We start from the raw sequence: 25299 nt of genomic DNA, 5'->3' as shown, positions 1-25299 counted from the left end.
CCGGCGTTGGCCTGGCAGCCTGGAGTTCGGCCCTGAAGGCCTCGACCTCGATGACGTTGCGCTCGCCGCGCACATCCTCCGGCTCCGGCTTCGCCTGCTCGAAGTCGATCGTCGGGCGCTTTCCGCCGTCGTTGTCTTCGATGATCCTGCGGATGGAGGCGAGAATCTCCTCCATCGAGGGCTCGCGTTGAACAGTGCTGGGCTGGGCCATCGTCACATCCGCCGCCTTTGTGACCGGTTACATTCCCGCCCGCCGAAACGGGCTTCGAATCAGGCTTTCAGCGTAACCCACCGATTCCCCTTCGAGAATCCCCTTTCGGCCGGCCACGGCGATTTCAACAGATTAACGATCCGTTGCCTCAGGCCGGAAACGACGACGGGCGCCCGCTCCGTCAGAGCGCGCGCCCGTTCGAGATTTCTTGCTGTGCGGCCGTATCAGCGGCCGTCGGGCGTCCTCAGGCCGATCCACTTGTCCTTGACGGCGTTGTAGTGCTCCTTCGGATCGTACTTGGTCACCTGCAGGCCGAGCCTTTCGACCGACAGGCGCCCCGTGGCCGACAGGATGGCGTAGCTCGCCACCACCACGTCGCGCTCCGACGTCGCCAGGTTGATCTGCGCGCTGATGACGTCGGCCTGGGCGTTGAGCACGTCGAGCGTCGTGCGCTGGCCGACATTGCGCTCCTCGATGACGCCGTTGAGCGCCAGCTGCGCCGCCGACACCAGCTCGCGGTTTGCCGACACGCTCTCGCGCGCCGCAGTGTACTGCGTCCAGGCGGAGGTGACGGCCGCGCGCACCTGGTCGCGGCTGACATCGACCTCGATGCGGGCCTGGCCGAGCGATTCCTTGGACTGGCGCACCTGCGCCGAAGCACGGCCGCCCTGGTAGATCGGCACCGTCAGCGTCGCGCCGATGCTGGCAGAGGTCGACCAGCCGTCCGGTGAAGATCCGCTGTTCGGTGCGCTGTCACGATAGATCTGCGACACGCCCGCCGAAGCCGACACCTGCGGCAGCAGGGCTCCCTCCGCCGACTTCACGGAGAAGCCCGCCGCGTCGACCAGGTATTCGGTGGCGAGGATCGCCGGGTGCGCTTCAGCCGCCAGCGCACCGGCGGAATCGAGGCTCTTTGGCAGGAGCCTGCCGAGCGGAGAGGCCGCCTTCAGGTTCTTCGGCTCGTCGCCGACGATCTGGCGGTAGATGGCGGCGCTCGACAGCGCCTGCGCCCGCGCCGCGCTCAGCTGCGCCAGCGCGGCCGAACGCGAGGCGTCGGCCTGGGCCACGTCGGTGCGGGTCCCCTCGCCCACGTCGAAGCGCGAGCGCGCGGCGCGCGCCTGCTCGGTCAGGAACTGCAGGTTGCGCTCGGTCAGCGCGGCCACCTGGCGGTCGCGGATCACGTCCATGTAGGCGCTTGCCGCGTTGAACAGGATGTTCTGCTCGGTGTTGCGCAGGCTCTCGTTCGAGGCCCGCACGCGCGCCTCGGCCGCCGCGACGTTGTTCTTGGTCTGGAAGCCGTCGAACAGCGACTGGCGGATCTCGACGCCGAACGACCCCGTCGTCAGGTTCGTCGTGGCATTGCGCCTGGTGGTCTGATAGTCGATGCCGGCCGAGCCGTTCACCGTCGGGCGCCAGCCCGACTTGGCGATGGCGACGTTCTCGTCGGTGACGCGCACGCCGGCACGCGCCGAATTGAGCTGCGAATTGTTCTGATAGGCCTTGGACAAGGCGCCGAGGATCGTTTCGGCCGAAGCCGACAACGGCGACAGTGCCGTGGCTGAAACCAAGGCCATGGCCAAAAAGCTCTTGCGGAATAACGACACTACGCGTCCCTCATTCGTTCTGCGGCGATCTGCCGGAAGGCTGGCTGAAGCCTTCACGGAAAACCGGCTCAACGTGCCTAATCCCAACCAAAGAGGTCAAGAATCAGGCACACTCGTCCGGTTCTTAGATCATCACGGCGCGCTGTGCACCGCAAGAAAAAGCCGGTCAGAACTCAAATTCGCGTGTACGATTGAAGCCCGGCAGTGGCTTAACTGCCGCATTGAAGGCCCGGCGGGCCGTCACGGTGCCGGCCGCCTTGACGAAGAGACGCGCCACGCCGGCATTGCCATGTCCCTCGACTACGACCAGGCGGCCGCCCTCCTTGAGCTGGGACAGGAGCGCATCGGGCACCTGCTCGGCGCTGCCGCCGACGAAGATGACGTCGTAGGGAGCCTCCGACGGATAGCCGTCCTGGAGCGGGCCGGAAACGACGACGACATTGTCGTAGCCGAGCGAGGCAAGCGTCGAAGTGGCCTTGGCGGCGAGCGCCGGATCGACCTCGAGCGCCACGACCGAGCTGGCCAGACGCGACAGCACCGCCGACGAGTAGCCGGTAGCGCAGCCGACATCGAGCACGAAGTCGCCCGCCTGCACCTCGGCGAGCTGGGCGAGCTTGGCGAAGGGAGACGGCTCCATCAGGTAGCGCGGTTCGCCGCTGTCGCCGGTCGAGGCGTAGCGCAGGTCCTCGTCGATATAGGCGAGCTGGCGCAGGCCGTTGTCGACGAACGCCTCGCGCGGCACCGCCAGCATGGCCGACAGGATGCGGGCATCGGTGACGTCAGTGGTGCGGACCTGGCCGTCCACCATCTTCACGCGAAGTTCGGAAAAATCAGCGTTCATGTCTTAACCGGCCCGCCTTCGGCGCGAGATGCGCAATGCCAATGCGCCCGAAATGGGAACCCCGGCGGCGGTGCCGAGGAAGCTGGAGGCCTCGCCCAGGCGCCGTCAACCAAATTCGGGCAACAACTTAGCGCGCGGTGTGGCAAAAAACGCCACCACAGTCAATCAAGGACTTAGGCGGCCCGCTGCCACACCCTGCTCGCTGCCGATACTGGCGTTGGATGCGGCCGAACTTCGGCTGGCCCACCGCCCGGCAGCGGCTAGGGCCGAATGGCACTTGATGCCGCGGCGCATCGTCGAGCGGTCGCTCCCAGTCAAACAGCCAACACCTCGACGGTCGACATAGGCGACCCGGCGCTGAGGGCAGCCTAAGAAGTGCTTTGAACAAGTCGTCCTTCGGCAGCGCCGTAGCGAAGGTAGTGGATTAGCGGGTTCAGCTTGGCGTCTTTGACGTCAGAGTAACGCCACAAATACCAGCAGCCGTCGAAATGCGGCCCCGGACAACGCCCCTCGATCCCGCCATGATGCAGATAGTGGTCAATCAAGTCGCCCTTCCACCCAACTAGGTCCGGATTACGAGCTCTATACCAGTCCTCATCATATAATCCGCATATCTCAATCAGGCGGCGATCGTTGATACGCGGGCTGCGTTTCGGCGCGACAATCGACAGTGATTTCCCCGCCACACCCTTGGAAACAAGGCGCTTGAGGCCGAAAAAGGCCACTTGTTCCGCGTCCAACCGCCTTAGCGCCTTCGACGCCAGGTCCTGCATCATCGCGTTGTAAGGGCCGAAATCAGATGAGCCAGCCCCATCGCCTTGACCAAGCGCGTGCGAGAGCGAGCGGATGACGCTGATTGCATCGGCGACGGGGAGCCCCAAAGACCTAGCCAGCCGGAGTTCCCCTGGCAAACGATCATAGGTCTTCAACATGGAGTTCGGGCGAAGGCGGTAAAGAAACATCGGGAGCGGGATCACCGCCACTTTCATGCCAGCCGCCGTCATTCGCAGAAATAGTTGCCAGTCCTCCCAGAGGCCCTTGGAGGTTCCATCCCAGCCGCCGAGCGAGCGCAGTGCCTCGACCCGATAGACCGCCAGGGCGTCGCCAAAAACGTTCTCTCGAAGGCCGAGCCCCATATCCTGTCCGACCGGATTATAGTGATAATCCCACTGCGCTCGACGAATTTTCCACTCGCTACCATCAACGAAAGCGTGGTGGTAGGCCGTGACCGCAGCAACATCAGGATTCTCATCCAGTATGCGGCAAGCCAGACCAAGGTAGGCATTTAAGATGATATTGTCGTTGTCGTGAGCGCAAACATATGGCGTCTGCACTTGGGCAATACCAATGTTGCGCGTCGCAGCCAGTCCTTTGTTTTCAGCGTTGAAGATCGTCGTGTACGGAACAGGTGCAACCTTGGCCGCCCCCTCCTCGAGGCGCGTTTTGCCCAGTTCATCAGATCCGTCATCAACGAAATATACGTGCTCTGGCCGATGGAAGGAGTTGCGCACGCCAAGGGCAAGGTCGTCGAAGAAATGCTGTTCGCCATTTAAGTTTGGGACAACCAGACTAACCGAACCCCGCGGCCGTCTTTCCGGCGCCCGGCCGCGAGCCTTCAATTGTGCGATGGTCTCAACGAAATCATTTGTCTGTTGCACGCATTGATGCTGAAAGAGTTCGAACGTCCGGTCGAGAAGACGGCAACGATCCCAAAACGGCGTACGCACCGCCTTGGCCATGGCCGAAGCAAGTGAGCGGACATTTGGCTTACAGAGCAAGGCCTCATGCAACTCAGTGGGTACGACTTCCGGGATCCCCCCTGTTGCATATGCAAGTAATTGGCAATCAGAATCGACCACCTCGTAGATGGACAGGGGATGATTGTCTGCCTTGTATGGGAGCACCACCAACGCCCCCGCCGCACAGTCACGCAATTTCGCGACGGCCGACTGGCGATCGAAGGATCCATGCGTAACAGCGACCCCGGAAAGACCCGTTAGTCGAGAGTCAGGAGAGGTCACCCCCATCAAAACGACTCGCGTGATGTGACGCGCAGCGTCAGCGAACTCGGGGCGCTCAAATAGTTCAACTACGGCATCACAGAACTCAGGATATCCCTTTTGAGGCGTCTGCTTGCCATAGAAGACAAGGGTATCGATAGGTCCTCTTTGCAAATCCGATCGTTGATGATCTCGTAAGCGGATCGGGTACGCTTGACGCACAATATCTCGCAGAACGAGGCCCTGCTTCGACACGTACAGATCCTCTGCGAACCTGGATGCAAAGATGACGGCGTCGGCCTGTTCGAGAGACACCCTCTCATGTGCGTGGACCTGCAGGCTGCCCGCTTGGTCGAGTTTCCCCAATGCGTTCTCGAGATAGAAATGGCTGCCATGCGCATCTGCAACCACGGTTACCAGCGGCGAGATTAGCCCAGCTCGCTTTGCCTGCGCCACCCTCGACCCCAAGCCCTGAAAGTCTTGAAATTCGACCAGCCGAATCGTGTCGTAGATAAATAGCGCATGCAGGGTTGCCCGCAGCACTTCATCGGGATCGAGGCTTTGTACAGCGGCCTTGTCTTGGCCAAAATCAGCGACATGCAGCCAGCCTTTGGAGCGGACGAAAGAAGACCACTCGGCCGGAAGCCCATGCGCGCCAGCGAAAAGATACAGCGGCCTCTGCCCGGCCACCGTGGTTACAAACCGGTGATATGTCCCGATTCCACCAGTTGCCAAACAGTCGGCGTGCTCGCTCGTAATTACGAGATGATCGCTGGCTTGTGGCAGCCCGCAAGATTGCAGATAGGCAGCGTAAGCCTCATCGTCGCATCGCACCTCGGCAAGCACTGTCCTGTCTAGACTATCGAAGTTGTTCTGCGGAACGTGGCCGATGCGGCAGACCTGAAACCCTGCCGCTTGGAGCGCGAGCCCAAACTCGTTCAACGTCCATTGCCTGACATGTCCCAGATTGTCGGGGGCGCGCGACGAATGCAACCCGTCGATGCGCTCTCGGTCAGGGGTGGATATTACCAGCCGATTGCGCGAGTCTTGCCTTAGCAACCGTCGCAATAACGAGAGAATCGGCCTGGGATCGGACAGATGCTCGATGACGTCGGAGAGCAGAAAAACTGTTGGGCAATCATCATCACCCAGATCGTTGGCGATCCTTTCTAGGTCCGCCGGAGCCTCGAAATCAGCCTCGATGAAGCGGCCTTTCTCAGCCGCATCCTCGTCAAGAACAGCCTCTCTACGATCGTCCCAATCGATCTGGACCCGCTTGAGACGCCTCCCTTTGAAGGCGTCAATAAACTTGTGCCCAGCGCCGGCACCGAAGTCGACAACCCTGAGCGCCTCTTGCTCCTCGCAGGCCTCACGAGCAAACTCATAGACATCACGCTGCCAGACAACAGACTGATCGGAATACTGTCGATCGGTCTCGACCAGCGTCCTCGCCCCGCCACCGGCTCCAAAGTTCTTTTCCGGTACGAAATCGAATGGAGAGAACGCCCCGACGATTGAAGCGTTTTTCATTGCCACTTCACCCATCCATGCTCAACGTTACTGTATGCCTTACTCTAGGAAGCAGGGCGCTGGAGCGTCACGTCGCAATACATCAGTGGATGGAGCGCGAAATACTTGAACTCAAACCCAAAATTCTGGCTCAACTCACAGACCGCTTGCGGCACCCCATATTCTGCGCACTCCACGGGGCTCCACATGACGAAGTCGTTAAATACCAAATAGCCCCCGGGCTTCACTTTGGTACGAGCAATTTCGATGTCTCGCACAACGCCCGCATAGCTGTGGTCGCCATCAATGTAGATCCAATCAAAATGATCGTCGGGCAATCTGGACAACATTGTTGAAGAGTCGCCTTCGTGCAAAATGGCTGATTTTAACAGATGTGCGTCCTCCCGCCGATGGAGCGGCGCAAAGTCGATGTCGAACAGATGGATTTCCGAAGGCTGATTGATCTGAACGATCAGGTCGGCAAATCGCCCCTCCTGCGTCCCAACTTCAGCAACTCGCCCCCCTTTAGGCAGCAGCGATAGCACGTCCTGCCTGCTTGCAAGTACCCGGCAATCTGCAAAACGCTGTGATGGCAAGATCGGAAGAGGCTGGAAGAGTGCGCTTGGCCCGTAACCATCGAATGGCTTCATGACTTCGAACCATTCGGCGCGCATTCGCGCAAACCACGCGCTCTGCTCCGCGGTGAGTTTCATGACCATCAATCTGCCTCCGACATCCGTTGCAAGCGACGCTATTAGGTGATGGCCCTTGTCAAGGCAAGCGATGCAGCCTCACAGGCTAGCGCAGCAAAAAGACAAACCCGGTAAAAAGAATATTCGTTCCATATATATATGTTGAAAACGCATTCGTTCGTTCAGGGTTGACGAAGCGCCCCAAAGTCATTCTTTGAAAACCATCTGCATGAATCGGAACAAGAATCAGACTGGGACATTGAGAATTAGGCATGCGACATGCAACCTAAGGTCTGCATCTTCGGCGGAACCGGCTTCATCGGGCGACACCTTTGTGAGCATCTGTATAGCAGCGGGATACAAACGGTTGTGGCCTCGGTGTCGCCGGACCGCACTTTCTTGGCCAAGTTCGCGCCATCTGTGCAGGCGTTCACCCTATCTGACGAGCACCTGTGGGAGCATGTGGCAACGGCGACCTCTGTCATCCACCTCGGCGCACGCAGCAAGCCCGGCACGAGTTGGAACAGCCCGACCTACGAGATAGCGCACGATGTGGTCCCGGTGACAAGGACAATTGGGCAAGTGATCGAGGTCAACCCTCGATGCAGCATCATCTTTGCATCAAGCGGTGGCCAGATTTATGGGGGCGGTCATACCAGGCCGATTCCGGAGAGCGCTCCAGCTAGTCCGCCCACGGCCTACGCCCTTGGAAAACATCTGATCGAGCAAGCGCTCGAGTTCTATGGTCGAACGCATGGGACAGCTATTTCGATTCTTCGTATCGCCAATCCGGTCGGTCGATGGCAAGTCGGCCGCCGACACGGGTTCGTTAGCGCTGCCGTCCAGGCCGCATTGCAAGACACAGAGTTGAAGATTTTCGGGGAAGGCAAAAACGCCAGAGATTACTTTGATGTCGACGACCTAGCAGCGCTTCTGCTGCGGTTGGCCACGACGGGTCAAGGAACACGGGGCGTATTCAATATCGGCACCGGGCGAGCCACTACGGAGCTCGACGTGATCAACGCGGTCGAGCGGTTGTTGGGTCGAAGGATCAACTACATCATGGCCGCAGCGCGACCTTTTGATTTGCCTTATGCGGTGCTGGATCCGTCGCATTCACGAGAACGGCTCGGGTGGAATCCCAATCCATCGGTTGAAGCCCTGATAGCGAAAATCGCCCCGACAATTAAGGCAATCGAAGACAATCCGGCAGATGCGTTGCCGCACGAAGGACTCCAAGGGCATTGATCGTACTGCCAAGGCACCGCGCCGTTTTCGTCCACATATACAAGACCGGCGGCTCATCGCTCACCCGACTCTTGGCCCCTTACACCAACCCACGATTTCGATCGGGCCACAACACCTGCGCAGGCGACGGTTGGCAAGACGCCTGGCACTTCGAAGGTCTGCAACATGCCTGGTACACTCCTGAATCAAGGTTGAGGCTCATAGAGCGTGGCCTCGACCCAAATCATACGATCTTCGCATTTGTCCGCGATCCTTACACGTGGACGCTGTCGATCTGGAATAACTTCTACCGCCATGCTAACACTTCTCTCGGCCAAGAGTTTGCCGAAAAATTTCCGCAAGCGGATTTCAAATCATACCTTCGCTTCTTGTTGAGCTGCGGTGAGGATTATTGGGGGCGCGCACCACAAACTGCATTCTTTGGTGGATCTACACTTGAAAACGTTCAGATTGGATACTTCGAGGATCTGGGCAAAAGCATCGCCAAACTGTTCTTGCACCTCAACATTGACACGCCCCGCTCCATTCCACACGACGTCGAAATGTCTCCCAAGGAGCGCGAAGATTTCCAATCGTTCTACGATACCGAATGCGTTGACATCGCCAATCACCTCTACGCGCCAGATTTCGACGCCTTTGGATACCAGCGTATTTCTAGTCTTGGCGCAGACTCGATGGCAGGCAATTCCGCAGCGGCAAGCCTCGGACGGAAACTCTCGCTAGCCAATACGAGGGTCCCCGACGCCTAAAGGGGCGCGTCGATGCCCGCTTGATCCGCTGACGTCCTACCTGCGCGCCGAATAGCGAGGTGCTGACCATGCGGCGCAATCCATCGGCGCTGACAGGTGCCGGTTTCAAAATCGAACAGCTTGCCAGCGGCGGCCTGTTCGAACGACTCGCGGGCGCCTCCACCAACCACATTCCTTAGCCTCCCGCGTCGCGGTCAAGCCCTGACAGCCCAACAGTGCCTCGAGGTGGCGAAAAGTCTCCGGCCCGGCGACGCCATCGGCCTTGATGCGGCTTGCCTCCCGAGATGCTTTCCAGCGCCCCCTGCCTGTCGATGCGCATCACCTTGGCAAGCAGTGCCCGGCGGCAGGGCTGATCCTCCGGGCTCTTGACCTTGCCGGACAGCGGGCTTGCAAGCCCCTGCCGGCAAGCAGGCGTGCCAGGGAGGCTTCAGATGACCAAGATCGAGAAGGGCGACATCGTGTTTCGTCATCAATGAGTTCTTCGCAATCTTTGGGAGCGTTGGAGACGGCGGACTGCTGCCGGGCTGGGCACTCCCGTCAAAAACCATCTCCAACCAGCTGCGAGCAAAAGCGGGTGGAGCCAACGGCCCATGCGCGTCCAAGTAGTCGTTGAGCCAAATCTCATCACGCCTCAACGCTCGAGTTTCGAAGCGGCGTTTCGAAAAACTTCGACGATTCGCTGCGGTCCGCCGTTGCGAACTGAAGGACCATCCCTATGGTCGTCGCTTCCTCTAGGCCAGCGTCAATGCCACGCGATGAGCCGTAACGGCCGCCCCGGCTGAGGTGACGAGCTTCACCGAGAATCGCGAACCGACCGCGACGCGTCTTCGTGGTTGATATCGATGGCATCGGTCGGGGCAATGTCGGGAAAATTCTGCCAACTTCGACGGCTGAGTAGAGATTTCGGACCAGTCGGCCAAAAAATCCGCCAATGAAACCAGCGACGTATCTGCCACAGTGTGGCAGAATGGAGGCCTCGCCCGGAATCGAACCGGGGTGCAAGGATTTGCAGTCCTCTGCGTAACCACTCCGCCACGAGGCCTCGCCGCTTCGGGCGTCTACACGGCTCCAATAGGTTGCCAGGATTCTTGCGTCAAGCGGGGGGAAGACTCTTTCTCCAGCCTTTTGCAGTCCTCCGCCTCCACGGCGCCCGCGGGGCGGCAACATGGTCTTCGCTCAGTTGCCCGAGCGCCGGCGGCGCTCCCACCATATGATCAGCCGACGGCGCCCGCGGCGCACGACGTGGAATTCGTGCGACAGGATGAGCAGCCCGAGCGGAATCATCCAGAAGCCGAGCACCGGCAGGAAGCCGAGCAGGCCGAAGATGCACAACGCCACGCCGAGCGCGATGCGCACGCCGCGCGACTGCGGCATGGCGAACTCACGTCCGAGGACCGAGATCTTCCGCTTCTGGTGTTGCCCCTGCTTCATCGCACCTCGTTGCCGGCAAAACGTGCTTCGCCCGCTGGCCGCATTCGGCCGCTCCAGCCGCCGGAACGGGTCACTCCAGCCGCCGGAACGGGTCATATGAGGGTACCTGCCGGCAAATACCAGAAAAGCGGCAGTGAAAAACTTCCAAAAAAACCAGATTACCGCTTTGCAAATCGCAAAACCGTTTGCTATACGCCGCCTCGTTCACACGAGAGCGCTCTTCCCCGGTAGCTCAGTGGTAGAGCAACCGGCTGTTAACCGGTTGGTCGCTGGTTCGAATCCGGCCCGGGGAGCCATCTGCTCAGTCGAGCATTCCCAAACCCTTCTTTCTTGGTTTCGCAGCCTCTGCGCAGCGCGATCACCGTCGTGCAGCTTGGCTCCCGCCAGAATCGCGCGTATCGAGAGCCGAGAAGCTCCGGAGGGCCAATGATCGACGGATGCGCCATCTCAGTTCCGATCGTCATCGAGCGACCCGTGGAGCCGGTGCTTGCCAGGCTCGGACGTACCGAGGACATTCGCTTTTCGCCGAGCAACCGGCGCCTGGCCATCGCCGGCTTCGGCAAGAGCACGTGCCTGCTCCTGGACCTCGAGATCGATCGCACGGCCGCCTCCGCGACCCTTCGGATCAAGGACTATCTGCAGATAGAATCGGCGGCATTGCTTGGATCGCCGTCAGCAACCACAACACCCACACCGTCCTCATTTTCGACAATCGCAAGGCTCTCGGCCGCCGTCGGCACCCTCCATGGCGTCAGCTATCCGCACGGTCTGCGTTTTACGCCCGACGGCAGGCGCCCGTTCGTCGCCGACGCCGGCAGCCCGCATGTGGTTGCCTATGACGCCGCGGACGGCGATTGGAGCGGCGAGCGAAACAAGAGCCTTTCGCTCGTCGTGATGAGCCAGGAGACCTTTCTGAAGGGGCGCAACAACCCGCAGGAGGGCGGCCCCAAGGGGCTGGACATCGACGCCAGCGGCCAGTTGCTGGTGGTCACTTGCGAGGAACAGGCGATCGCCTGCTTCGACATCGCGAGGCTGCCGTCCGAAGATGCACCTGGCCGGCTTCCATCCGGAAGTGGGCCAGAAGTTCTGCGGCCCACCCATGCTGCAGACAACCCGCTAAACACAGCCGCCGCGACGGCGGTTGCCTCTCCGCCGAGCCAATAACAATAGTCTATTATGCATATATGAACGCTTCATCTATCCGATCCCAATGATCTCGCAACAATTGACTTTCCATCACAATGAAGGAAACATGCACGGTGCCCTCATCGGGCCTCATCGGCGTGGTCGCATTGTCCATCCTGGGGGTGGCGTCGCTTGCTCGGTTGTTTGGGACCAACGCCACAACAGCAATCTCAAGCACGAACTAGCTGTAGGCGCAGCCAGCGTTCGAGGTCACCGCAGCCAGCGTTCCAGCCGGTTCATCGCCTCGACCATCTCGTCATCGCTGCCGGCATAGGAGAAGCGCATGGTACGGTGGCCGGCGAGCGTATCGAAGTCGCGCCCTGGCGTCGCCGCGACATGCGCCTCGGCAAGCATGCGGCGCGCAAACTCCATGCTGTCGTTGGTCAGCCGCGAGACATCGCAGAATGCGTAGAAAGCGCCATCCATCGGCGCGGCGAAGCTGAAGCCCAGCGCGGGCAGCCGCACCTCCAGGAGTTCGCGGTTCCAGGCATAGCGCGCCTTCACCGCCTCCAACTCGTCGGTGGCGTTGAACGCCTCGATGGCCGCCACCTGCGACAGCTCCGGCGCGGAGATGTAGAGCGACTGGGCGATGCGCTCGACCGGCCGCACCAGGCGCTCCGGCAGCACCATCCAGCCGATGCGCCAGCCGGTCATGCAATAGTATTTCGAGAAGGAGTTGATGACGGTGACGTCCTGGTCATAGGCGAGCGCGGTCACGTCCGGCGCGCCATAGGCGAGGCGATGGTAGATCTCGTCGGAGATCACCGCGATGCCGAGCTCGCGCGCCGTGTCGACGAGCGCCTTGAGTTCGGCCGGCGGCACCACCGCTCCGGTCGGATTGGCCGGGCTCGCGAAGAGCACGCCCTTCAGCGGCTTGTCGGCGTGCGCCTGCCTGAGGTGATCGGCATGCAGATAGGCCGCGCCGTCCAGCTCGATCTCGACCACGTCGAGGCCGAGCGCGCCCATGATGTTGCGGTAGGCCGGGTATCCGGGCGCGGCGATCGCCACCCTGTCGCCGGCGTCGAACATGGCAAGGAAGGCGAGGTTGAAGGCGGCCGAGGAGCCGGTGGTCACCGCGATGCGCGAATCAGGCACTTCGATCCCGTAGTGATCGGCATAATGGGCGGCGATCGCCCGGCGCAGCCCGGCGAGCCCGAGCGCGTCCGTGTAGCCGATGCGCCCCAGTTTAAGGGCCGCCGCAGCCGCATCGCGCACCCTTTGCGGCGCCGGATCGGAGGGCTGGCCCACCGCCATCGACACCACCGGCGTGCCGAGCGCCTTGAGCCTGTTGGCTTCGGCAAGTATGTCCATCGCATGGAATGGCTCGACTTCGCCGCGCCGTGATATAGCCACAACCATCTTCTTCGTCCGCTTCCCTTGCCGTCACGCTGGCAACGCGCCGCACAATTGCCCGATTGGTATGGGGATCACAAGTTGATGAGATTTCCGAACCCGCCTTTTCATCGCCCGAGGGCTCGTTTACGAGTGATTCCCGCAATGCACAGCCACGGTAGTCTTTCGCGTTTCCTCGCAACAACGGCGCGCGCCTTCACCGGCCTTGCGCTGGCGGCGGGGCTCGCGCTGAGTTCGACGGGCGCTGCGCTGGCGCAGCGCGTGCCGATCGTCCGCGACGCCGAGATCGAGGCCCTCGTGCGCGATTACGCCCGGCCCATACTCAAGGCCGCCGGCCTCGGCAATTCCGGCATCAACATCGTGCTCGTCAACGACCCGGCATTCAATGCCTTCGTCGCCGGCCGGCGCATCTTCATCAACACCGGCGCGCTGATGACCGCCGAGACGCCGAACGAGATCATCGGCGTGCTCGCCCACGAGGCCGGCCACATCGCCGGCGGCCACCAGGAGCGCCTGCGCGACCAGCTGGAACGCGCCCAGACCATGGCGATCGTCGCCGCCCTGCTCGGCGCCGGCGCGATGGTCGCGGGTGCTGCCACCGATACCAGCGGGCTCGGTGCCGCGGGCGCCGGCATCGTCTCCGGCGGATCGGAGATGGCGCGGCGCAGCCTGCTCGGCTACCAGCGCTCCGAGGAAACCACCGCCGACCGCTCGGCCCTCACCTATCTCAACGCCACCGGCCAGTCCGCCCAGGGCATGCTGAAGACCTTCCAGCGCTTCCAGAACGCACTGTCTTTGTCCGGCGCGCGGGTAGACCCCTACCGGGTCAGCCATCCGATGCCGCGCGAGCGCATCGCCAATCTCGAAACACTGGCGCGCGAAAGCCCCTATTTCGACAAGGCCGATCCTGCCGCGCTGCAGCAGCGCCACGACATGATGCGGGTCAAGATCGCCGTCTATACGCAGGGCCAGGCGGCCGCCTCACGGATCCTGCGTGGCAGCACCGACAGCCTCGCCATCAGCTACGGCGACGCCCAGGCGACCTATCTCTTCGGCGACCTGCGCTCGGCGCTGACCAAGGCCGACGCGCTGGTCAAGTCGCAGCCAAAGAACGCCTATTTCCACGAGCTGCGCGGCGACGTCCTGATGAAGTCGAACAAGCCCGCCGCGGCGGCGGAAGCCTATGCGACGGCGGCCCGGCTCGATCCGGCCAAGTCGGGCATCCTGCCCATCCAGCTCGGCCAGGCCTATCTCGCGATCGGCACGCCCGACGCGCTCAAGAAGGCGGTCTCCGAAATCCGCAAGGGCCTCGACCGCGATCGCGAGAACGCCTCGGGCTACCGCTACCTTGCCCAGGCCTACGGCATGCTCGGCGACGTGGCGGACGCGGACCTGGCGACCGCCGACGGGCACTACTACAGCGGCGCCTATCAGGATGCCAAGATCTTCGCCATGCGCGCGCAGCAGAAGCTGCAGCGCGGCTCGCCGGGCTGGGTGCGGGCGCAGGACATCATCAACTACAAACAGCCGGGCAAGAAGAAGTGAACCTTTTGCACGGGGCGGCGACAAAGCCGAAAGGGCTGGAGACTGAGATCATGAAAAAGGCATTCCTTCTAGGCACGACGGGCATCGCCGTCGCATTCGCGATGCTGGCGCTGGGGGCATTGGCCCAGCCGAACGCCGCATACGCCCAGAACGCGCAGCAGCTCGACCGCAAGGAGGTCGAGAAGATCGTGCGCGAATATCTGCTCGACAATCCCGAAATCCTGCTCGACATGCAGAATGCGCTGGAAGTCAAGCAGAAGGAGGCGCAGCGCACCGCCGCCATCGAGACCATCAAGCAGTACAAGGAAGAGATCTTCAATTCGCCGTCCGACGGCGTCGTCGGCAATCCCAACGGCAATATCACGATCGTCGAGTTCTACGACTACAACTGCGCCTACTGCAAACGCGCCCGCGCCGACATGCACGCGCTGATGCAGGAGAACCCCGACCTCCGCTTCGTGCTCAAGGAATTCCCGATCCTCGGGCCGGATTCGCAGAAGGCCCATGTCGTGTCGATGGCCTTCCTCAAGCTGATGCCGGAGAAGTATCTCGAATACCACGACAAGCTCCTGGGCGGCGAAGGCCGCGCCGGCGAGGAACGCGCCATCAAGGTCGCGCTCGAGCTCGGCGCCGACGAGGCGAAGCTGCGCGAGGGCATGAAGGACCCCGCCATCATCGACACCTTCAACAAGACCTACGATCTCGCCAACAAGCTGTCGATCAGCGGCACGCCTTCCTACGTCGTCGGCAACGAGGTGGTCTTCGGCGCCCTCGGCAAGGACGTGCTGACCGAGAAGATCGTGGCCGCCAGGGCCTGCAAGGAAGACGCCACCTGCTGAGCGCCCGCTGCAGCCGCCGCTGTGGACAGCGCAAGAAGTCGCTTGCGCTCTTTTCGCGGCGGCTTATGCCGATTATAGAGGGTCCGCCGCGCCAGAGAGGATCTGGCGGGCGGAAAGGTCTATAAATTGAAAACGGTTTTCGTCCTCAACGGTCCGAACCTCAACATGCTGGGCAAACGCGAGCCCGGCATCTATGGCGGCAAGACGCTGGCCGACATCGAGGCCGACTGCTTGGCAGCCGGTGCGGCGCTCGGGCTTGCGATCGATTTCCGCCAGTCCAACCATGAGGGCGTGCTGGTCGACTGGATCCACGAGGCCGGCGAGAAAGCCGCCGGAATCGTGCTCAACGCAGGCGCCTACACCCACACCTCGATCGCGCTGCAGGACGCCATCCGGGCAGTCGCCCCCCTGCCGGTCGCCGAGGTGCACCTTTCCAACATCCACGCCCGCGAGCCGTTCCGCCACAAGTCGATGGTGGCACCGGTGGCCGTGGGCATGATCTGCGGCTTCGGGCCGCTCGGATACACGCTGGCGCTGCAGGCGCTGGCCGCCCGGCTCTGACCGGAAACAGAAAGAGAAAAAGGCTTGAACATGTCGACGAAGAAGACCGGTGGTGTTGACCAGCAGCTCGTCCGCGACCTTGCAGGAATCCTGAACGACACCAATCTGACCGAGATCGAAGTCGAACTCGGCGACCTCAAGGTGCGCGTCTCGCGCCAGGCCCAGGCCGTTCACGCCGTCGCTGCCGCGGCGCCCGTGCACGTTGCGGCGCCGGGCCCGGTGAACTCCACCCCCGTGGCGGCAATCGCTGCGCCGGCCGCCGACAACTCCAAGAACGCGGTACCTTCGCCGATGGTCGGCACCGCCTATCTGGCGCCGTCGCCCGATGCCAAGCCGTTCATCGAGATCGGCGCCAAGGTCAAGGAAGGCCAGACGCTGCTCATCATCGAAGCCATGAAGACGATGAACCAGATTCCCGCCCCGCGCGCCGGGACCGTCACCGCGATCCTGATCGAAGACGCGCAGCCTGTCGAATACGGCATGCCGCTCGTCATCGTCGAGTAAGCCGGAAGGCTGCGCGCAATGTTCCAGAAAATCCTTATCGCCAATCGCGGCGAAATCGCCCTCAGAGTGCTGCGCGCGGCCAAGGAGCTCGGCATCCAGACGGTTGCCGTGCACTCCACCGCCGACGCCGACGCCATGCATGTGCGGCTTGCCGACGAAAGCGTCTGCATCGGCCCGCCGCCGTCGCGCGACAGCTACCTCAACATCCACCAGATCGTCGCGGCCTGCGAGATCACGGGTGCCGATGCCGTACATCCGGGCTACGGCTTCCTGTCGGAGAACGCCAAGTTCGCCGACATCCTGGCCGCCCACAACATCACCTTCATCGGCCCCTCGGGCGACCACATCCGCATCATGGGCGACAAGATCGAGGCCAAGCGCACCGCAAAGCGCCTCGGTATCCCGGTCGTTCCCGGTTCGGAAGGCGCCGTCAACGACGAGAAGGAAGCCAAGCGCGTCGCCGCCGAGATCGGCTATCCCGTCATCATCAAGGCCTCCGCCGGCGGCGGCGGCCGCGGCATGAAGGTCGCGCACAGCGAGGCCGACCTCGAGATTGCGCTGGCCACTGCCCGTTCGGAAGCCGGTGCCGCCTTCGGCGACGACGCCGTCTACATCGAGAAGTACCTGCAGAAGCCGCGCCACATCGAAGTCCAGATCTTCGGCGACGGCGCCGGCAAGGGCGTCCATCTCGGCGAGCGCGACTGCTCGCTGCAGCGCCGCCACCAAAAGGTCTGGGAAGAAGCCAATTCGCCCGCCCTCAACAGCGAGGAGCGCTCGCGCATCGGCGACATCTGCGCCAATGCGGTGGCCAATCTCGGCTATTCCGGCGCCGGCACCATCGAGTTCCTCTACGAGAACGGCGAATTCTACTTCATCGAGATGAACACCCGTCTGCAGGTGGAGCACACGATCACCGAAGCCATCACCGGCATCGACCTCGTGCACGAGCAGATCCGCGTCGCCTCGGGCGGTGGCCTGTCGGTCAAGCAGAGCGACATCCGCTTCCATGGCCATGCCATCGAATGCCGCATCAATGCCGAGGATCCGCGCACGTTTGCGCCGTCGCCCGGCACGATCACGCATTTCCACACCCCCGGCGGCCTGGGCATCCGCGTCGATTCGGGCGTCTATTCCGGCTACAGGATCCCGCCCTATTACGACAGCCTCATCGGCAAGCTGATCGTGCACGGCCGCAACCGCGTCGAGTGCATGATGCGGCTGCGGCGCGCGCTCGACGAATTCGTGGTAGACGGTATCAATACGACGTTGCCGCTGTTCCGCGATCTCGTCGGCAACCCCGACATCGCCAACGGCGATTACGACATCCACTGGCTGGAGAAATACCTCGCCAAAAGCGAGTAGAATGGGGGTCTCATGACCCGACCCTATGCGCCCGGCTACAGCATTCCAACGGACCTTCTGTTGAAGGCCTATGCGTCGGGCGTCTTTCCCATGGCCGAGAGCGCCTCTGACCCGGAAGTCTTCTGGGTCAGGCCGGAGACGCGCGGCGTCATTCCGCTCGACGCCTTCCACGTGCCGCACAGCCTGGCGAAGACCATCCGCCAGGGCCGTTTCGAGATACGCGTCAACAGCGACTTCGAGGCCACGATCGACGCCTGCGCCGAAAAGCGCAGCGGACGCCTGTCCACCTGGATCAACGGCCCCATCCGCGAAGCCTATACCCGCCTTCACAAGATCGGCCACGCCCACTCGGTCGAGGCGTGGCACGAGGACCGGCTCGTCGGCGGGCTCTACGGCGTGTCGCTGGGCCGCGCCTTCTTCGGCGAAAGCATGTTCTCGCGCGAGACGGATGCCTCGAAGGTCTGCCTCGTGCATCTCGTCGAGCGGCTGCGCGAGCGTGACTTCGCGCTGCTCGACACCCAGTTCACCACCGATCACCTGAAGCGGTTCGGGGCGGTCGACGTGCCTCGGGCCCGCTACGAGAAGCTGCTCGCCGGCGCGATCGCCGGCCACGCCGCCTTCGCCCCGTAGGGAATTCTCAGCCCTTGCCCTTGCCGCGCTCGGTGCCGAGCGGGGTCTGGGCGTGGAACATCATCTTCCAGCCCTGCAGGCGCCTCACATAGCCGGTGCTCACCAGCGCCCGGTAGGGCTCGCCATTGTCGCGCTCGGCGCTGGCCTCGTAAGTCAGGACGGCGATGTCGCTGCCCGGTTCGACGATGCCCTTGAGCTTCATTTCGAGATGCTTCCAGCGGTTCGGCTTGCTTGCCGTCGCCGAGAGGTCGGCGTTGCTCATCACGCCGGCCATGTCCGGAAAGGCCACGAGGCACTCCCGGTCGGCATGCTCGGCGAAGAATTTGGCATCGCCGGTCCAGAACTTGCGCTCCAGCTCCAGCAACTGGTCTCGGTCCATGGTCACGGCTCGATCCTCCGTCTGCGTCGTCCCTGGCGGTCAACGCAGATGGTCGATGGCCGTTCCCGCAGGAGGCTCAGTTGGTCTTGGGGGCTTCCGGCGGAGGAATGTCCGACTTCTGCTTGCAGCCCTTGAGCCACACGTCGTAGACGGCGTGCTCGACCGCGTTGAGGCCGGGGCTTTCGGCGAACATCCAGCCGGTGAAGATGCGGCGGATCTTGCGGTCGAGGGTGATCTCGTCGACCTCGACGAAGGAATCCGTCTTGGGTTCCTCGTTCTCTGGCCGCGAATAGCAGACGCGCGGCGTCACCTGCAGCGCGCCGAACTGCACGGTCTCGTCGACATAGACGTCGAAGGTGATGATGCGCCCGGTGATCTTGTCGATGCCGGCGAATTCGGCGACCGGGTTCTTGATGCGCTGCGGCTGCGCGGGCTTGGGCGCCGGCTGGCCCTGCTGCGCCTCTTCGGCCTGCGACGGGGTCTGCTGCGGCGCCTCGCCCGGTGCCGGCTGGGTATCGTCGAGCGCCGGCAGATCGTCGCCCTCGAAGGGGACCTCCTCCTCGCTCGGGAAGACCTGCGGATCGAGCGGCAGCCTCTCGATGCTGTCCTGGGCTATCGCCTGCCCGAGGCTGGCGCACAGGGCAGCCGCCGCCAGCATGGCCTTCGCCGTCGATCGTACGTTCGAAGCAGCCCGCCCAGTTCTTGTCATGCAGTCGTTACCGCCGTTGCGCCGGAGTGACATCCACTCGGTGATTCCCTTGGCCAAGGCTAGTGGCCTCAACCCTATGGGCAAGCCGTTAGCTGCCAATTGTGGCGACAAATGTCCGGGCCACGGAGGAGGGCGTTATGCGCCGGGCGTCCAGGCGTCGTAGTCGCCGGTCACCTGCGGCCGGTGCGAGGTGCCGAGCACCGAGCCCTTCGGACGATAGGCAGCGGCCGAGCCCGTGAGGTTCGGCTGGTGCGGCTTCTGCCAGTCGCGCGGGATATAGTTGTCCTGGCTCGGCGCCACGTCGACGCGATGGTGCATCCAGCCGTGCCAGCCGGGCGGGATCATCGAGGCTTCCGAATAGCCCTTGTAGATCACCCAGCGGCGGGTGCGCCCTTCGGAGTCCTTGCCGCCCTCGTAGTAGGTGTTGCCGAACTCGTCCTGGCCGACCTTGGTGCCTTTGCGCCAGGTATGGAAGCGCGTGCCAAGGGTCTGGCCGTTCCACCAGGTGAAAAACTGGACAAGGAATTTCTTCATCGGGTTCCTCGCGGCGGGCGCGTCGAATGTTTCCCGCTTATGGCGTCCCCCTCGCCCGAACGCAAGGGTCTAGCACCGGCTGCGACGATTGGCAGACAGGCAATCACAACCTACCGTCCAGCATTTGCCGCCGCGGGAACAGCCGAGAAGCGGCCGGCCGCTCGTCCTGACGGACGATGTTTTTGCACCTGCTCACGGTTTCATCTCGCACTTGCAAAAGCATTAGCCGGTCCGTAAACAACTCTGGCCCCATCGGGGCTCTCGCGCTGGCCTAGGCCAGCAGCGTCGAGGGAGGAACCTATGGCATCTGACGCGCCAGCCGCAGGCGGCCGCATCACGCCCGCAGATCTGTTGCGCCGCAAGGGCGGCGTGCCGATCGTATGCCTCACCGCCTACACCTACCCCATTGCCCGGCTGCTCGACCCGCATGTCGATCTTTTGCTCGTCGGCGACAGCGTCGCGATGGTGCTGCACGGGCACGAGACGACGCTCGGCGCCACCATGGACATGATGGTCGCCCACGGACAGGCGGTGATGCGCGGCGCGAGCAACGCCTGCGTGGTCGTCGACATGCCCGCCGGCTCCTACGAGGATTCGGTCGAGACTGCGGTCGCCTCCGCCCGGCGCATCGTGAACGAGACCGGCTGCGATGCCGTCAAGCTCGAGGGCGGCGTGGCGATGGCCCCGCAGATCGCGGCCATCGCCGCCGCCGGCATCCCGGTCATGGGCCATATCGGGCTGTTGCCGCAGTCGGTCGAGAAAGAAGGCGGCTACAAGATCAAGGGCCGGTCCGACGAGAACATCGTGCAGCTCCATGCGGATGCCCGCGCGGTCGAGGCGGCGGGCGCCTTCTCGATGGTGATCGAGGGCACGATGGAGCCGGTCGCGGCCGCCATATCCGCCATGCTGGCGATCCCGACGATCGGCATCGGCGCCAGCCCGAAATGCGACGGCCAGATCCTCGTGATCGACGACGCGATCGGGCTGACCGTCGACCGCGTGCCGAAATTCGTCAAGGAATACGCCCATCTGCGCGACATCGTCGCGGATGCGGCTGCAGCCTATGCCTATGACGTCCGCAGCGGCGCATTCCCCGCGCCAGAGCATCTGTTCACCCCCGACAAGGACAAGGCATGACCGAGGTCGTCGAAACCGTCTCCACCCTGCGCGCGCAGGTCAACGCATGGCGCGCCGCCGGGCTCAAGGTCGCGCTGGTGCCGACGATGGGCGCCCTGCACGAGGGGCACGTCTCCCTGATGCGCGCGGCGCTCGAACGCGCCGACCGCTGCGTCGTCTCGATCTTCGTCAATCCGCGCCAGTTCGCGCCGACCGAGGACCTCGACAAATATCCGCGCCAGCTGGCTCTCGACCTCGACAAGCTGGACCGCGCCGGCGTCCACCTCGCTTTCACGCCGAGCGTCGACGAGGTCTATCCCGAGGGATTCGCCACGACGATTTCGGTCGGCGGCCCGTCGGCCGGGCTCGAAACCGATTTCCGTCCCGCCTTCTTCGACGGCGTGGCGACCGTGGTCGCCAAGCTGTTCATCCAGACGGCGCCCGACCTCGCCGTCTTCGGCGAGAAGGACTATCAGCAGCTCTGCGTGGTCAAGAAGCTCTGCCTCGACCTGAACCTGCCCGTCGAGGTCGTCGGCTCGCCGACGATCCGCGACGCCGAGGGCCTCGCCATGTCGTCGCGCAATGCCTATCTGAGCCCGGCCGAACTGGAGATCGCCCGCAAGCTCAACAAGGCGCTGCGCAAGGCGGCGGCAGCGCTCGAGGACGGAGCCGACGAAACGGCGACGATGGCAACGGCGCGGCAGGAGATCCTCGATGCCGGCTTCGACGTCGTCGATTATGTCGAGGCGCGCGAGAGCCTGACGCTTGGGCCCTGGCGGCGCGGGGCCGAAGGCCGCGTACTGGTGGCGGCACGGCTCGGCAAGACGCGCCTCATCGACAATGTCGAGGTACGGAAGACCTGAGCCTGGCGCGCCGACTGGGGCAGATTGACGGCGGTCTATCGGTCTCGCGCCAGAGATCAAGCGGGCGTCAAACGAACGTCATGACGACGATGGCGCCGACCACGACGAGGATGAGCCCGCCAACCAGCATCGGGACCAGGGTGCTTTCTTGATTGGTGTCGGACACGCGCGTTTCTCCGTTTCGTCCGCGCGCCAGGATACCTCAACCGTTGAGGCGCCGTTTGCGCCAGCGCAAACAGGAAACACGCCGCTCGCAAGCCGGGATTGCCTCCAAGGCTTCAGCCCAGCCGCTTCTCGAAAATAAGCGCCGGAATGCCGGACTGCTCCGCGCCGCCATCGGCCGTCTCCCCGACCTGCGCGAAGCCGTTGGCCCGGTAGAAGGCGACCGCCCCGGCGTTCGACTTCTCGACCTCGAGGCGCAGCGTGCGCGCTTCCGGGAAGCACTGCTCGACCTCGTCGAGCAGCAGGCGGCCGACGCCGGCCCGCTGGTTGCCGGGCCGCACGTCGAGTTGATGGAGCACGACGGTCTTGCCGTCGCTGGTCGCGGCGGCGAAGGCCGTACCGGCGATCCGCTTGCCGTCGTCGGCGACCAGGAATTCCGAGTTCGGCCGCGTCAGCCGCGCCTTGAGCGCGGCGAGCGAATGCCACTCGGCCGTGATCTCGTTCACCCGCTCGGCGCCGTAGATGGCATCGTAGGCCGCGTGCCAGGTGTCGGCGAGCAGCACCTTGATCGTCTCAAGGTCGCGTTCGCTCGCCGTGCGGACGAACATCCGCCCTACTCCTCGATACCGAGCTTGGCCTTGACCAGGTCGTTGACCGCCTGCGGGTTGGCCTTGCCGCCGGTGGCCTTCATCACCTGGCCGACGAACCAGCCGGCCATGGTCGGCTTGGCGCGCGCCTGCTCGGCCTTGTCGGGGTTGGCGGCGATGACGTCGTCGACGGCCTTCTCGATGGCGCCGGTGTCGGTCACCTGCTTCATGCCGCGGCTCTCGACCAGTTCCTTCGGGTCGCCGCCCTCGTTCCAGACGATCTCGAACAGGTCCTTGGCGATCTTGCCGGAGATCGTGCCTTCCCTGATGAGATCGATGATGGCGCCGAGCTGGTCGGGCGAGACGGGCGCGTCGTCGATGTCCTTGCCGGCCTTGTTGAGCGCGCCGAGCAGGTCGTTGATGACCCAGTTGGCGGCAGCCTTGCCGTCGCGTCCGGAAGCCACCTTCTCGAAATAGTCGGCGATCGACTTCTCCGACACCAGGATCGAGGCGTCGTAGACCGACAGGCCGAGCGCCTTGACCAGGCGCTCCTTCTTGTCGTCGGGCAGTTCGACGAGGTCCTTGGCGAGCGCGTCGACATAGGCCTGGTCGAACTCGAGCGGCAGGAGGTCCGGATCGGGGAAGTAGCGGTAGTCGTGCGCCTCTTCCTTGGAGCGCATCGAGCGGGTCTCGCCCTTGTTCGGGTCGAACAGGCGGGTTTCCTGGTCGATCTTGCCGCCGTCCTCGAGGATGGCGATCTGGCGGCGCGCCTCGTATTCGATGGCCTGGCCGACGAAGCGGATCGAGTTGACGTTCTTGATCTCGCAGCGCGTGCCGAACTCGCCGCCCGGGCGGCGCACCGAGACGTTGACGTCGGCGCGCATCGAGCCTTCGTCCATGTTGCCGTCGCAGGTGCCGAGATAGCGCACGATGGTGCGCAGCTTGGTGACGTAGGCCTTGGCCTCGTCGGCCGAGCGCATGTCCGGCTTGGAGACGATCTCCATCAGCGCCACGCCCGAACGGTTGAGGTCGACATAGGACATGGTCGGATGCTGGTCGTGGATCGACTTGCCGGCGTCCTGCTCGAGATGCAGGCGCTCGATGCCGATCTCGATGTCCTCGAACTCGCCCTTGCGGTCGGGGCCGACCGAAATGGTGATCGTGCCCTCGCCGACGATCGGCTGCTTGAACTGCGAGATCTGGTAGCCCTGCGGCAGGTCGGGGTAGAAGTAGTTCTTGCGGTCGAAGACCGACTTCAGGTTGATCTGCGCCTTCAGGCCAAGGCCCGTACGGATCGCCTGGCGCACGCACTCCTCGTTGATGACGGGCAGCATGCCGGGCATCGCCGCGTCGACGAGGCTGACATTGGCGTTGGGTTCGGCGCCGAACGCCGTCGAGGCACCCGAGAACAGCTTCGCCTCCGAAGTCACCTGGGCATGAACCTCGAGGCCGATGATGACTTCCCAGTCGCCGGTGGCGCCGGGGATCAGTCGCTTGGGATCGGGCGTGCGGGTGTCGATGATGGTCATGGTGATCCGGAATCGTTTGTCTGTTGTGTCGGCTCGTGTCGGCCGGCAAACCTTAATGGTTTCGCTAGATCAATCGTTGCCGCGTTGCAACCTTTCCCGTTCGAAATGCGGGGCATCGCCACCCGCTGCTGGCATTCGCAGCACCGCTGGCCTATAAGCGCGCATCCCTATGGAGAGTGGATGTTCAACTCGTCCGAGTCCCGCTGAGGCCCCGACCTTCCGAGGAAGGCGGGGCGTGAAAACCTGAAACCCCGTGCCGCGAAGCCTCGCGGCGGCGGCATTTTTCATTGGCTGTTTCAGCCAGGTTTTCCGGGACTTTCCAAGAATGGACATTTCGCGCACGGAGCAGCGCATCCTCCACATGCTCGCCCAGGGCGGGCGCATCGAAATCGAGAAGAACGAACACAGCAAGGTCGAGGCGGTCATCTGCCTCACCCGCGACGGCTGGCGCTATCCGGGCTTCGACCTCGAACTGTTCAGGAAACTGAAGCGCAAGAAGGCGGTCGCCTCGTCCAATGGCGGCCCCTATCGCATCACCCGGCGCGGGCTCGAACTCGTCCGCTCCGAACTCGACAACAGGTGACCGCGAAACACCGCCGGTCGGGCCTCCCGGCCGGCGGTACCGCGCCAGCCTCAGGCGGTGGCGATGTAGGCCTTGATCTCCTCGGCCTCGCGCTCGACGTCCTCGATGCGGCGCTTGACCACGTCGCCGATGGAGACGATGCCGTAGAGATAGCCGTCGCGCTCGACGGGCAGGTGACGGAAGCGGCCGTTGGTCATGATCTCCATGACCTGGTTCACGGTGTGGCTTTCGTTGCAGATCTTGACCTTGGGGGTCATCACCTCGCGCACGATCCTGCCGAGCGCCGAGGCGCCCTCCTTGCCGACCACGCGCACCACGTCGCGCTCGGAGAGAATGCCGACGATCTTGCGGTCGCCATTGGTGACGACCAGCGCACCGATCCGGTGCTCTGCAAGCATGCGCGCGGCCTCCGACAGCGGAACGTTGGGACCGACGGTGAACACGTCGTGGCCCTTCTTGTCCAGGATTGCCTTCACAGTCATCGGGACCTCCTTCCGTAGCGGTCTGCGCATGCACTTCCGGTGGCCATCGCGGCCGATTGCATGGTGCGCTGCATCAGGCCGCATTTCAAGT

Annotated in this window: 24 protein-coding genes and 2 tRNA genes; 13 read left to right on the top strand and 13 right to left on the bottom strand. The window is 63.3% G+C overall.

Annotated elements, in window-relative coordinates; genetic code table 11:
- Positions 1 to 435: 435 nt before the first annotated feature.
- The 4 genes from J2X50_RS12560 to J2X50_RS12545 all read right to left on the bottom strand — a co-directional run bounded on the left by J2X50_RS12560 (position 436) and on the right by J2X50_RS12545 (position 6884).
- Positions 436 to 1785, bottom strand: coding sequence for a TolC family outer membrane protein (locus J2X50_RS12560; protein ID WP_429095317.1), 1350 nt, complete (start codon positions 1783 to 1785; stop codon positions 436 to 438).
- A 196-nt stretch (positions 1786 to 1981) separates the two neighbouring features.
- Entirely contained in the window at positions 1982 to 2656 is a 675-nt protein-coding gene (locus J2X50_RS12555; protein WP_429095315.1) for a protein-L-isoaspartate O-methyltransferase family protein, read from the bottom strand.
- Between the two features lie 368 nt (positions 2657 to 3024).
- Positions 3025 to 6201, bottom strand: coding sequence for a glycosyltransferase (locus J2X50_RS12550; protein ID WP_429095314.1), 3177 nt, complete (start codon positions 6199 to 6201; stop codon positions 3025 to 3027).
- Positions 6202 to 6230: 29 nt separating this feature from the next.
- Positions 6231 to 6884 carry a class I SAM-dependent methyltransferase gene (locus J2X50_RS12545; protein WP_429095312.1) on the bottom strand — a complete coding sequence of 218 codons (654 nt, stop codon included), beginning with the start codon at positions 6882 to 6884 and terminating at the stop codon, positions 6231 to 6233.
- Between the two features lie 252 nt (positions 6885 to 7136).
- On the opposite strand from J2X50_RS12545, the gene J2X50_RS12540 reads away from it, so the two are divergent.
- Both J2X50_RS12540 and J2X50_RS12535 read left to right on the top strand, forming a co-directional pair.
- Positions 7137 to 8105, top strand: coding sequence for an NAD-dependent epimerase/dehydratase family protein (locus J2X50_RS12540; RefSeq protein WP_429095309.1), 969 nt, complete (start codon positions 7137 to 7139; stop codon positions 8103 to 8105).
- Positions 8102 to 8854: a sulfotransferase family 2 domain-containing protein gene (locus J2X50_RS12535; protein ID WP_429095306.1), complete on the top strand. Its 753-nt coding sequence runs from the start codon at positions 8102 to 8104 to the stop codon at positions 8852 to 8854. Before J2X50_RS12540 ends, J2X50_RS12535 begins: the two co-directional genes overlap by 4 nt.
- 968 nt (positions 8855 to 9822) lie before the next feature.
- Here the strand turns inward: J2X50_RS12535 and J2X50_RS12530 are convergent.
- Positions 9823 to 9896 (bottom strand) — tRNA-Cys (locus J2X50_RS12530).
- A 134-nt stretch (positions 9897 to 10030) separates the two neighbouring features.
- On the bottom strand, positions 10031 to 10285 hold the full coding sequence (locus J2X50_RS12525; protein ID WP_429095304.1) for a hypothetical protein: 255 nt from the start codon (positions 10283 to 10285) through the stop codon (positions 10031 to 10033).
- A gap of 221 nt (positions 10286 to 10506) precedes the next feature.
- Here J2X50_RS12525 and J2X50_RS12520 point away from each other — a divergent pair.
- Both J2X50_RS12520 and J2X50_RS12515 read left to right on the top strand, forming a co-directional pair.
- Positions 10507 to 10581 (top strand) — tRNA-Asn (locus J2X50_RS12520).
- A gap of 130 nt (positions 10582 to 10711) precedes the next feature.
- On the top strand, positions 10712 to 11449 hold the full coding sequence (locus J2X50_RS12515) for a hypothetical protein (protein ID WP_429095301.1): 738 nt from the start codon (positions 10712 to 10714) through the stop codon (positions 11447 to 11449).
- Positions 11450 to 11680: 231 nt separating this feature from the next.
- Here J2X50_RS12515 and J2X50_RS12510 read toward each other — a convergent pair whose 3' ends face one another.
- Positions 11681 to 12829: a pyridoxal phosphate-dependent aminotransferase gene (locus J2X50_RS12510; RefSeq protein ID WP_429095298.1), complete on the bottom strand. Its 1149-nt coding sequence runs from the start codon at positions 12827 to 12829 to the stop codon at positions 11681 to 11683.
- A 138-nt stretch (positions 12830 to 12967) separates the two neighbouring features.
- On the opposite strand from J2X50_RS12510, the gene J2X50_RS12505 reads away from it, so the two are divergent.
- From J2X50_RS12505 to aat, 6 genes are all read left to right on the top strand, one after another.
- On the top strand, positions 12968 to 14368 hold the full coding sequence (locus J2X50_RS12505; RefSeq protein ID WP_429095296.1) for a M48 family metalloprotease: 1401 nt from the start codon (positions 12968 to 12970) through the stop codon (positions 14366 to 14368).
- Positions 14369 to 14418: 50 nt separating this feature from the next.
- Positions 14419 to 15207 (top strand): DsbA family protein, encoded by a 789-nt coding sequence (locus J2X50_RS12500; protein ID WP_429095293.1) that lies wholly within the window; start codon positions 14419 to 14421, stop codon positions 15205 to 15207.
- A 126-nt stretch (positions 15208 to 15333) separates the two neighbouring features.
- Positions 15334 to 15768 (top strand): type II 3-dehydroquinate dehydratase, encoded by a 435-nt coding sequence (gene aroQ / locus J2X50_RS12495; RefSeq protein ID WP_429095291.1) that lies wholly within the window; start codon positions 15334 to 15336, stop codon positions 15766 to 15768.
- Between the two features lie 30 nt (positions 15769 to 15798).
- Positions 15799 to 16272, top strand: a complete 474-nt coding sequence (gene accB, locus J2X50_RS12490) for an acetyl-CoA carboxylase biotin carboxyl carrier protein (RefSeq protein ID WP_429095560.1) — start codon at positions 15799 to 15801, stop codon at positions 16270 to 16272.
- Between the two features lie 18 nt (positions 16273 to 16290).
- Positions 16291 to 17634, top strand: coding sequence for an acetyl-CoA carboxylase biotin carboxylase subunit (gene accC, locus J2X50_RS12485; protein ID WP_429095288.1), 1344 nt, complete (start codon positions 16291 to 16293; stop codon positions 17632 to 17634).
- A 12-nt stretch (positions 17635 to 17646) separates the two neighbouring features.
- Entirely contained in the window at positions 17647 to 18264 is a 618-nt protein-coding gene (aat, locus tag J2X50_RS12480) for a leucyl/phenylalanyl-tRNA--protein transferase (protein WP_429095285.1), read from the top strand.
- 7 nt (positions 18265 to 18271) lie between these two features.
- Here the strand turns inward: aat and J2X50_RS12475 are convergent, their stop codons facing one another.
- The 3 genes from J2X50_RS12475 to J2X50_RS12465 all read right to left on the bottom strand — a co-directional run bounded on the left by J2X50_RS12475 (position 18272) and on the right by J2X50_RS12465 (position 19886).
- Entirely contained in the window at positions 18272 to 18643 is a 372-nt protein-coding gene (locus J2X50_RS12475) for a hypothetical protein (RefSeq protein ID WP_429095558.1), read from the bottom strand.
- Positions 18644 to 18719: 76 nt separating this feature from the next.
- Entirely contained in the window at positions 18720 to 19175 is a 456-nt protein-coding gene (locus J2X50_RS12470) for a DUF2155 domain-containing protein (protein WP_429095555.1), read from the bottom strand.
- A gap of 312 nt (positions 19176 to 19487) precedes the next feature.
- Complete coding sequence (locus J2X50_RS12465) at positions 19488 to 19886, bottom strand: NADH:ubiquinone oxidoreductase subunit NDUFA12 (protein ID WP_340037486.1); 399 nt, start codon at positions 19884 to 19886, stop codon at positions 19488 to 19490.
- 300 nt (positions 19887 to 20186) lie between these two features.
- Between J2X50_RS12465 and panB the strand changes: the two genes are divergently transcribed.
- Positions 20187 to 21023, top strand: coding sequence for a 3-methyl-2-oxobutanoate hydroxymethyltransferase (gene panB, locus J2X50_RS12460; protein WP_429095282.1), 837 nt, complete (start codon positions 20187 to 20189; stop codon positions 21021 to 21023).
- Positions 21020 to 21865, top strand: a complete 846-nt coding sequence (panC, locus tag J2X50_RS12455) for a pantoate--beta-alanine ligase (protein ID WP_429095279.1) — start codon at positions 21020 to 21022, stop codon at positions 21863 to 21865. The genes panB and panC overlap by 4 nt, the downstream gene beginning before the upstream one ends.
- Positions 21866 to 22143: 278 nt before the next feature.
- On the opposite strand, the gene J2X50_RS12450 is transcribed toward panC, so the two are convergent.
- Positions 22144 to 22635: an N-acetyltransferase family protein gene (locus J2X50_RS12450; protein ID WP_429095276.1), complete on the bottom strand. Its 492-nt coding sequence runs from the start codon at positions 22633 to 22635 to the stop codon at positions 22144 to 22146.
- A 5-nt stretch (positions 22636 to 22640) separates the two neighbouring features.
- The gene (gene gatB, locus J2X50_RS12445; RefSeq protein ID WP_429095274.1) at positions 22641 to 24143 is read right to left on the bottom strand and encodes an Asp-tRNA(Asn)/Glu-tRNA(Gln) amidotransferase subunit GatB; all 1503 of its coding nucleotides are present in this window, start codon (positions 24141 to 24143) and stop codon (positions 22641 to 22643) included.
- Positions 24144 to 24468: 325 nt separating this feature from the next.
- Here gatB and J2X50_RS12440 point away from each other — a divergent pair, with 325 nt between their 5' ends.
- Positions 24469 to 24726 carry a YjhX family toxin gene (locus J2X50_RS12440; protein ID WP_429095273.1) on the top strand — a complete coding sequence of 86 codons (258 nt, stop codon included), beginning with the start codon at positions 24469 to 24471 and terminating at the stop codon, positions 24724 to 24726.
- A 50-nt stretch (positions 24727 to 24776) separates the two neighbouring features.
- On the opposite strand, the gene J2X50_RS12435 is transcribed toward J2X50_RS12440, so the two are convergent.
- Entirely contained in the window at positions 24777 to 25208 is a 432-nt protein-coding gene (locus J2X50_RS12435; protein WP_429095270.1) for a CBS domain-containing protein, read from the bottom strand.
- Positions 25209 to 25299 lie beyond the last annotated feature (91 nt).

The organism is Aminobacter sp. BE322, assembly GCF_050433525.1.
Taxonomy (GTDB): domain Bacteria; phylum Pseudomonadota; class Alphaproteobacteria; order Rhizobiales; family Rhizobiaceae; genus Aminobacter.
The sequence above is the reverse complement of the archived record's forward strand: the minus strand, read 5'-3'. Positions and strand labels throughout refer to the sequence as shown.

Excerpts from the sequence above, each read along its gene's own strand:
- J2X50_RS12560 (WP_429095317.1), bottom strand. The coding sequence starts at position 1,785 with ATGGCCTTGGTTTCAGCCACGGCACTGTCGCCGTTGTCGGCTTCGGCC.
- J2X50_RS12555 (WP_429095315.1), bottom strand. The coding sequence starts at position 2,656 with ATGAACGCTGATTTTTCCGAACTTCGCGTGAAGATGGTGGACGGCCAG.
- J2X50_RS12550 (WP_429095314.1), bottom strand. The coding sequence starts at position 6,201 with ATGGGTGAAGTGGCAATGAAAAACGCTTCAATCGTCGGGGCGTTCTCT.
- J2X50_RS12545 (WP_429095312.1), bottom strand. The coding sequence starts at position 6,884 with ATGGTCATGAAACTCACCGCGGAGCAGAGCGCGTGGTTTGCGCGAATG.
- J2X50_RS12540 (WP_429095309.1), top strand. The coding sequence starts at position 7,137 with ATGCAACCTAAGGTCTGCATCTTCGGCGGAACCGGCTTCATCGGGCGA.
- J2X50_RS12525 (WP_429095304.1), bottom strand. The coding sequence starts at position 10,285 with ATGAAGCAGGGGCAACACCAGAAGCGGAAGATCTCGGTCCTCGGACGT.
- J2X50_RS12515 (WP_429095301.1), top strand. The coding sequence starts at position 10,712 with ATGATCGACGGATGCGCCATCTCAGTTCCGATCGTCATCGAGCGACCC.
- J2X50_RS12510 (WP_429095298.1), bottom strand. The coding sequence starts at position 12,829 with ATGGTTGTGGCTATATCACGGCGCGGCGAAGTCGAGCCATTCCATGCG.
- J2X50_RS12505 (WP_429095296.1), top strand. The coding sequence starts at position 12,968 with ATGCACAGCCACGGTAGTCTTTCGCGTTTCCTCGCAACAACGGCGCGC.
- J2X50_RS12500 (WP_429095293.1), top strand. The coding sequence starts at position 14,419 with ATGAAAAAGGCATTCCTTCTAGGCACGACGGGCATCGCCGTCGCATTC.
- accB (WP_429095560.1), top strand. The coding sequence starts at position 15,799 with ATGTCGACGAAGAAGACCGGTGGTGTTGACCAGCAGCTCGTCCGCGAC.
- accC (WP_429095288.1), top strand. The coding sequence starts at position 16,291 with ATGTTCCAGAAAATCCTTATCGCCAATCGCGGCGAAATCGCCCTCAGA.
- aat (WP_429095285.1), top strand. The coding sequence starts at position 17,647 with ATGACCCGACCCTATGCGCCCGGCTACAGCATTCCAACGGACCTTCTG.
- J2X50_RS12475 (WP_429095558.1), bottom strand. The coding sequence starts at position 18,643 with ATGGACCGAGACCAGTTGCTGGAGCTGGAGCGCAAGTTCTGGACCGGC.
- J2X50_RS12465 (WP_340037486.1), bottom strand. The coding sequence starts at position 19,886 with ATGAAGAAATTCCTTGTCCAGTTTTTCACCTGGTGGAACGGCCAGACC.
- panB (WP_429095282.1), top strand. The coding sequence starts at position 20,187 with ATGGCATCTGACGCGCCAGCCGCAGGCGGCCGCATCACGCCCGCAGAT.
- panC (WP_429095279.1), top strand. The coding sequence starts at position 21,020 with ATGACCGAGGTCGTCGAAACCGTCTCCACCCTGCGCGCGCAGGTCAAC.
- J2X50_RS12450 (WP_429095276.1), bottom strand. The coding sequence starts at position 22,635 with ATGTTCGTCCGCACGGCGAGCGAACGCGACCTTGAGACGATCAAGGTG.
- gatB (WP_429095274.1), bottom strand. The coding sequence starts at position 24,143 with ATGACCATCATCGACACCCGCACGCCCGATCCCAAGCGACTGATCCCC.
- J2X50_RS12440 (WP_429095273.1), top strand. The coding sequence starts at position 24,469 with ATGGACATTTCGCGCACGGAGCAGCGCATCCTCCACATGCTCGCCCAG.
- J2X50_RS12435 (WP_429095270.1), bottom strand. The coding sequence starts at position 25,208 with ATGACTGTGAAGGCAATCCTGGACAAGAAGGGCCACGACGTGTTCACC.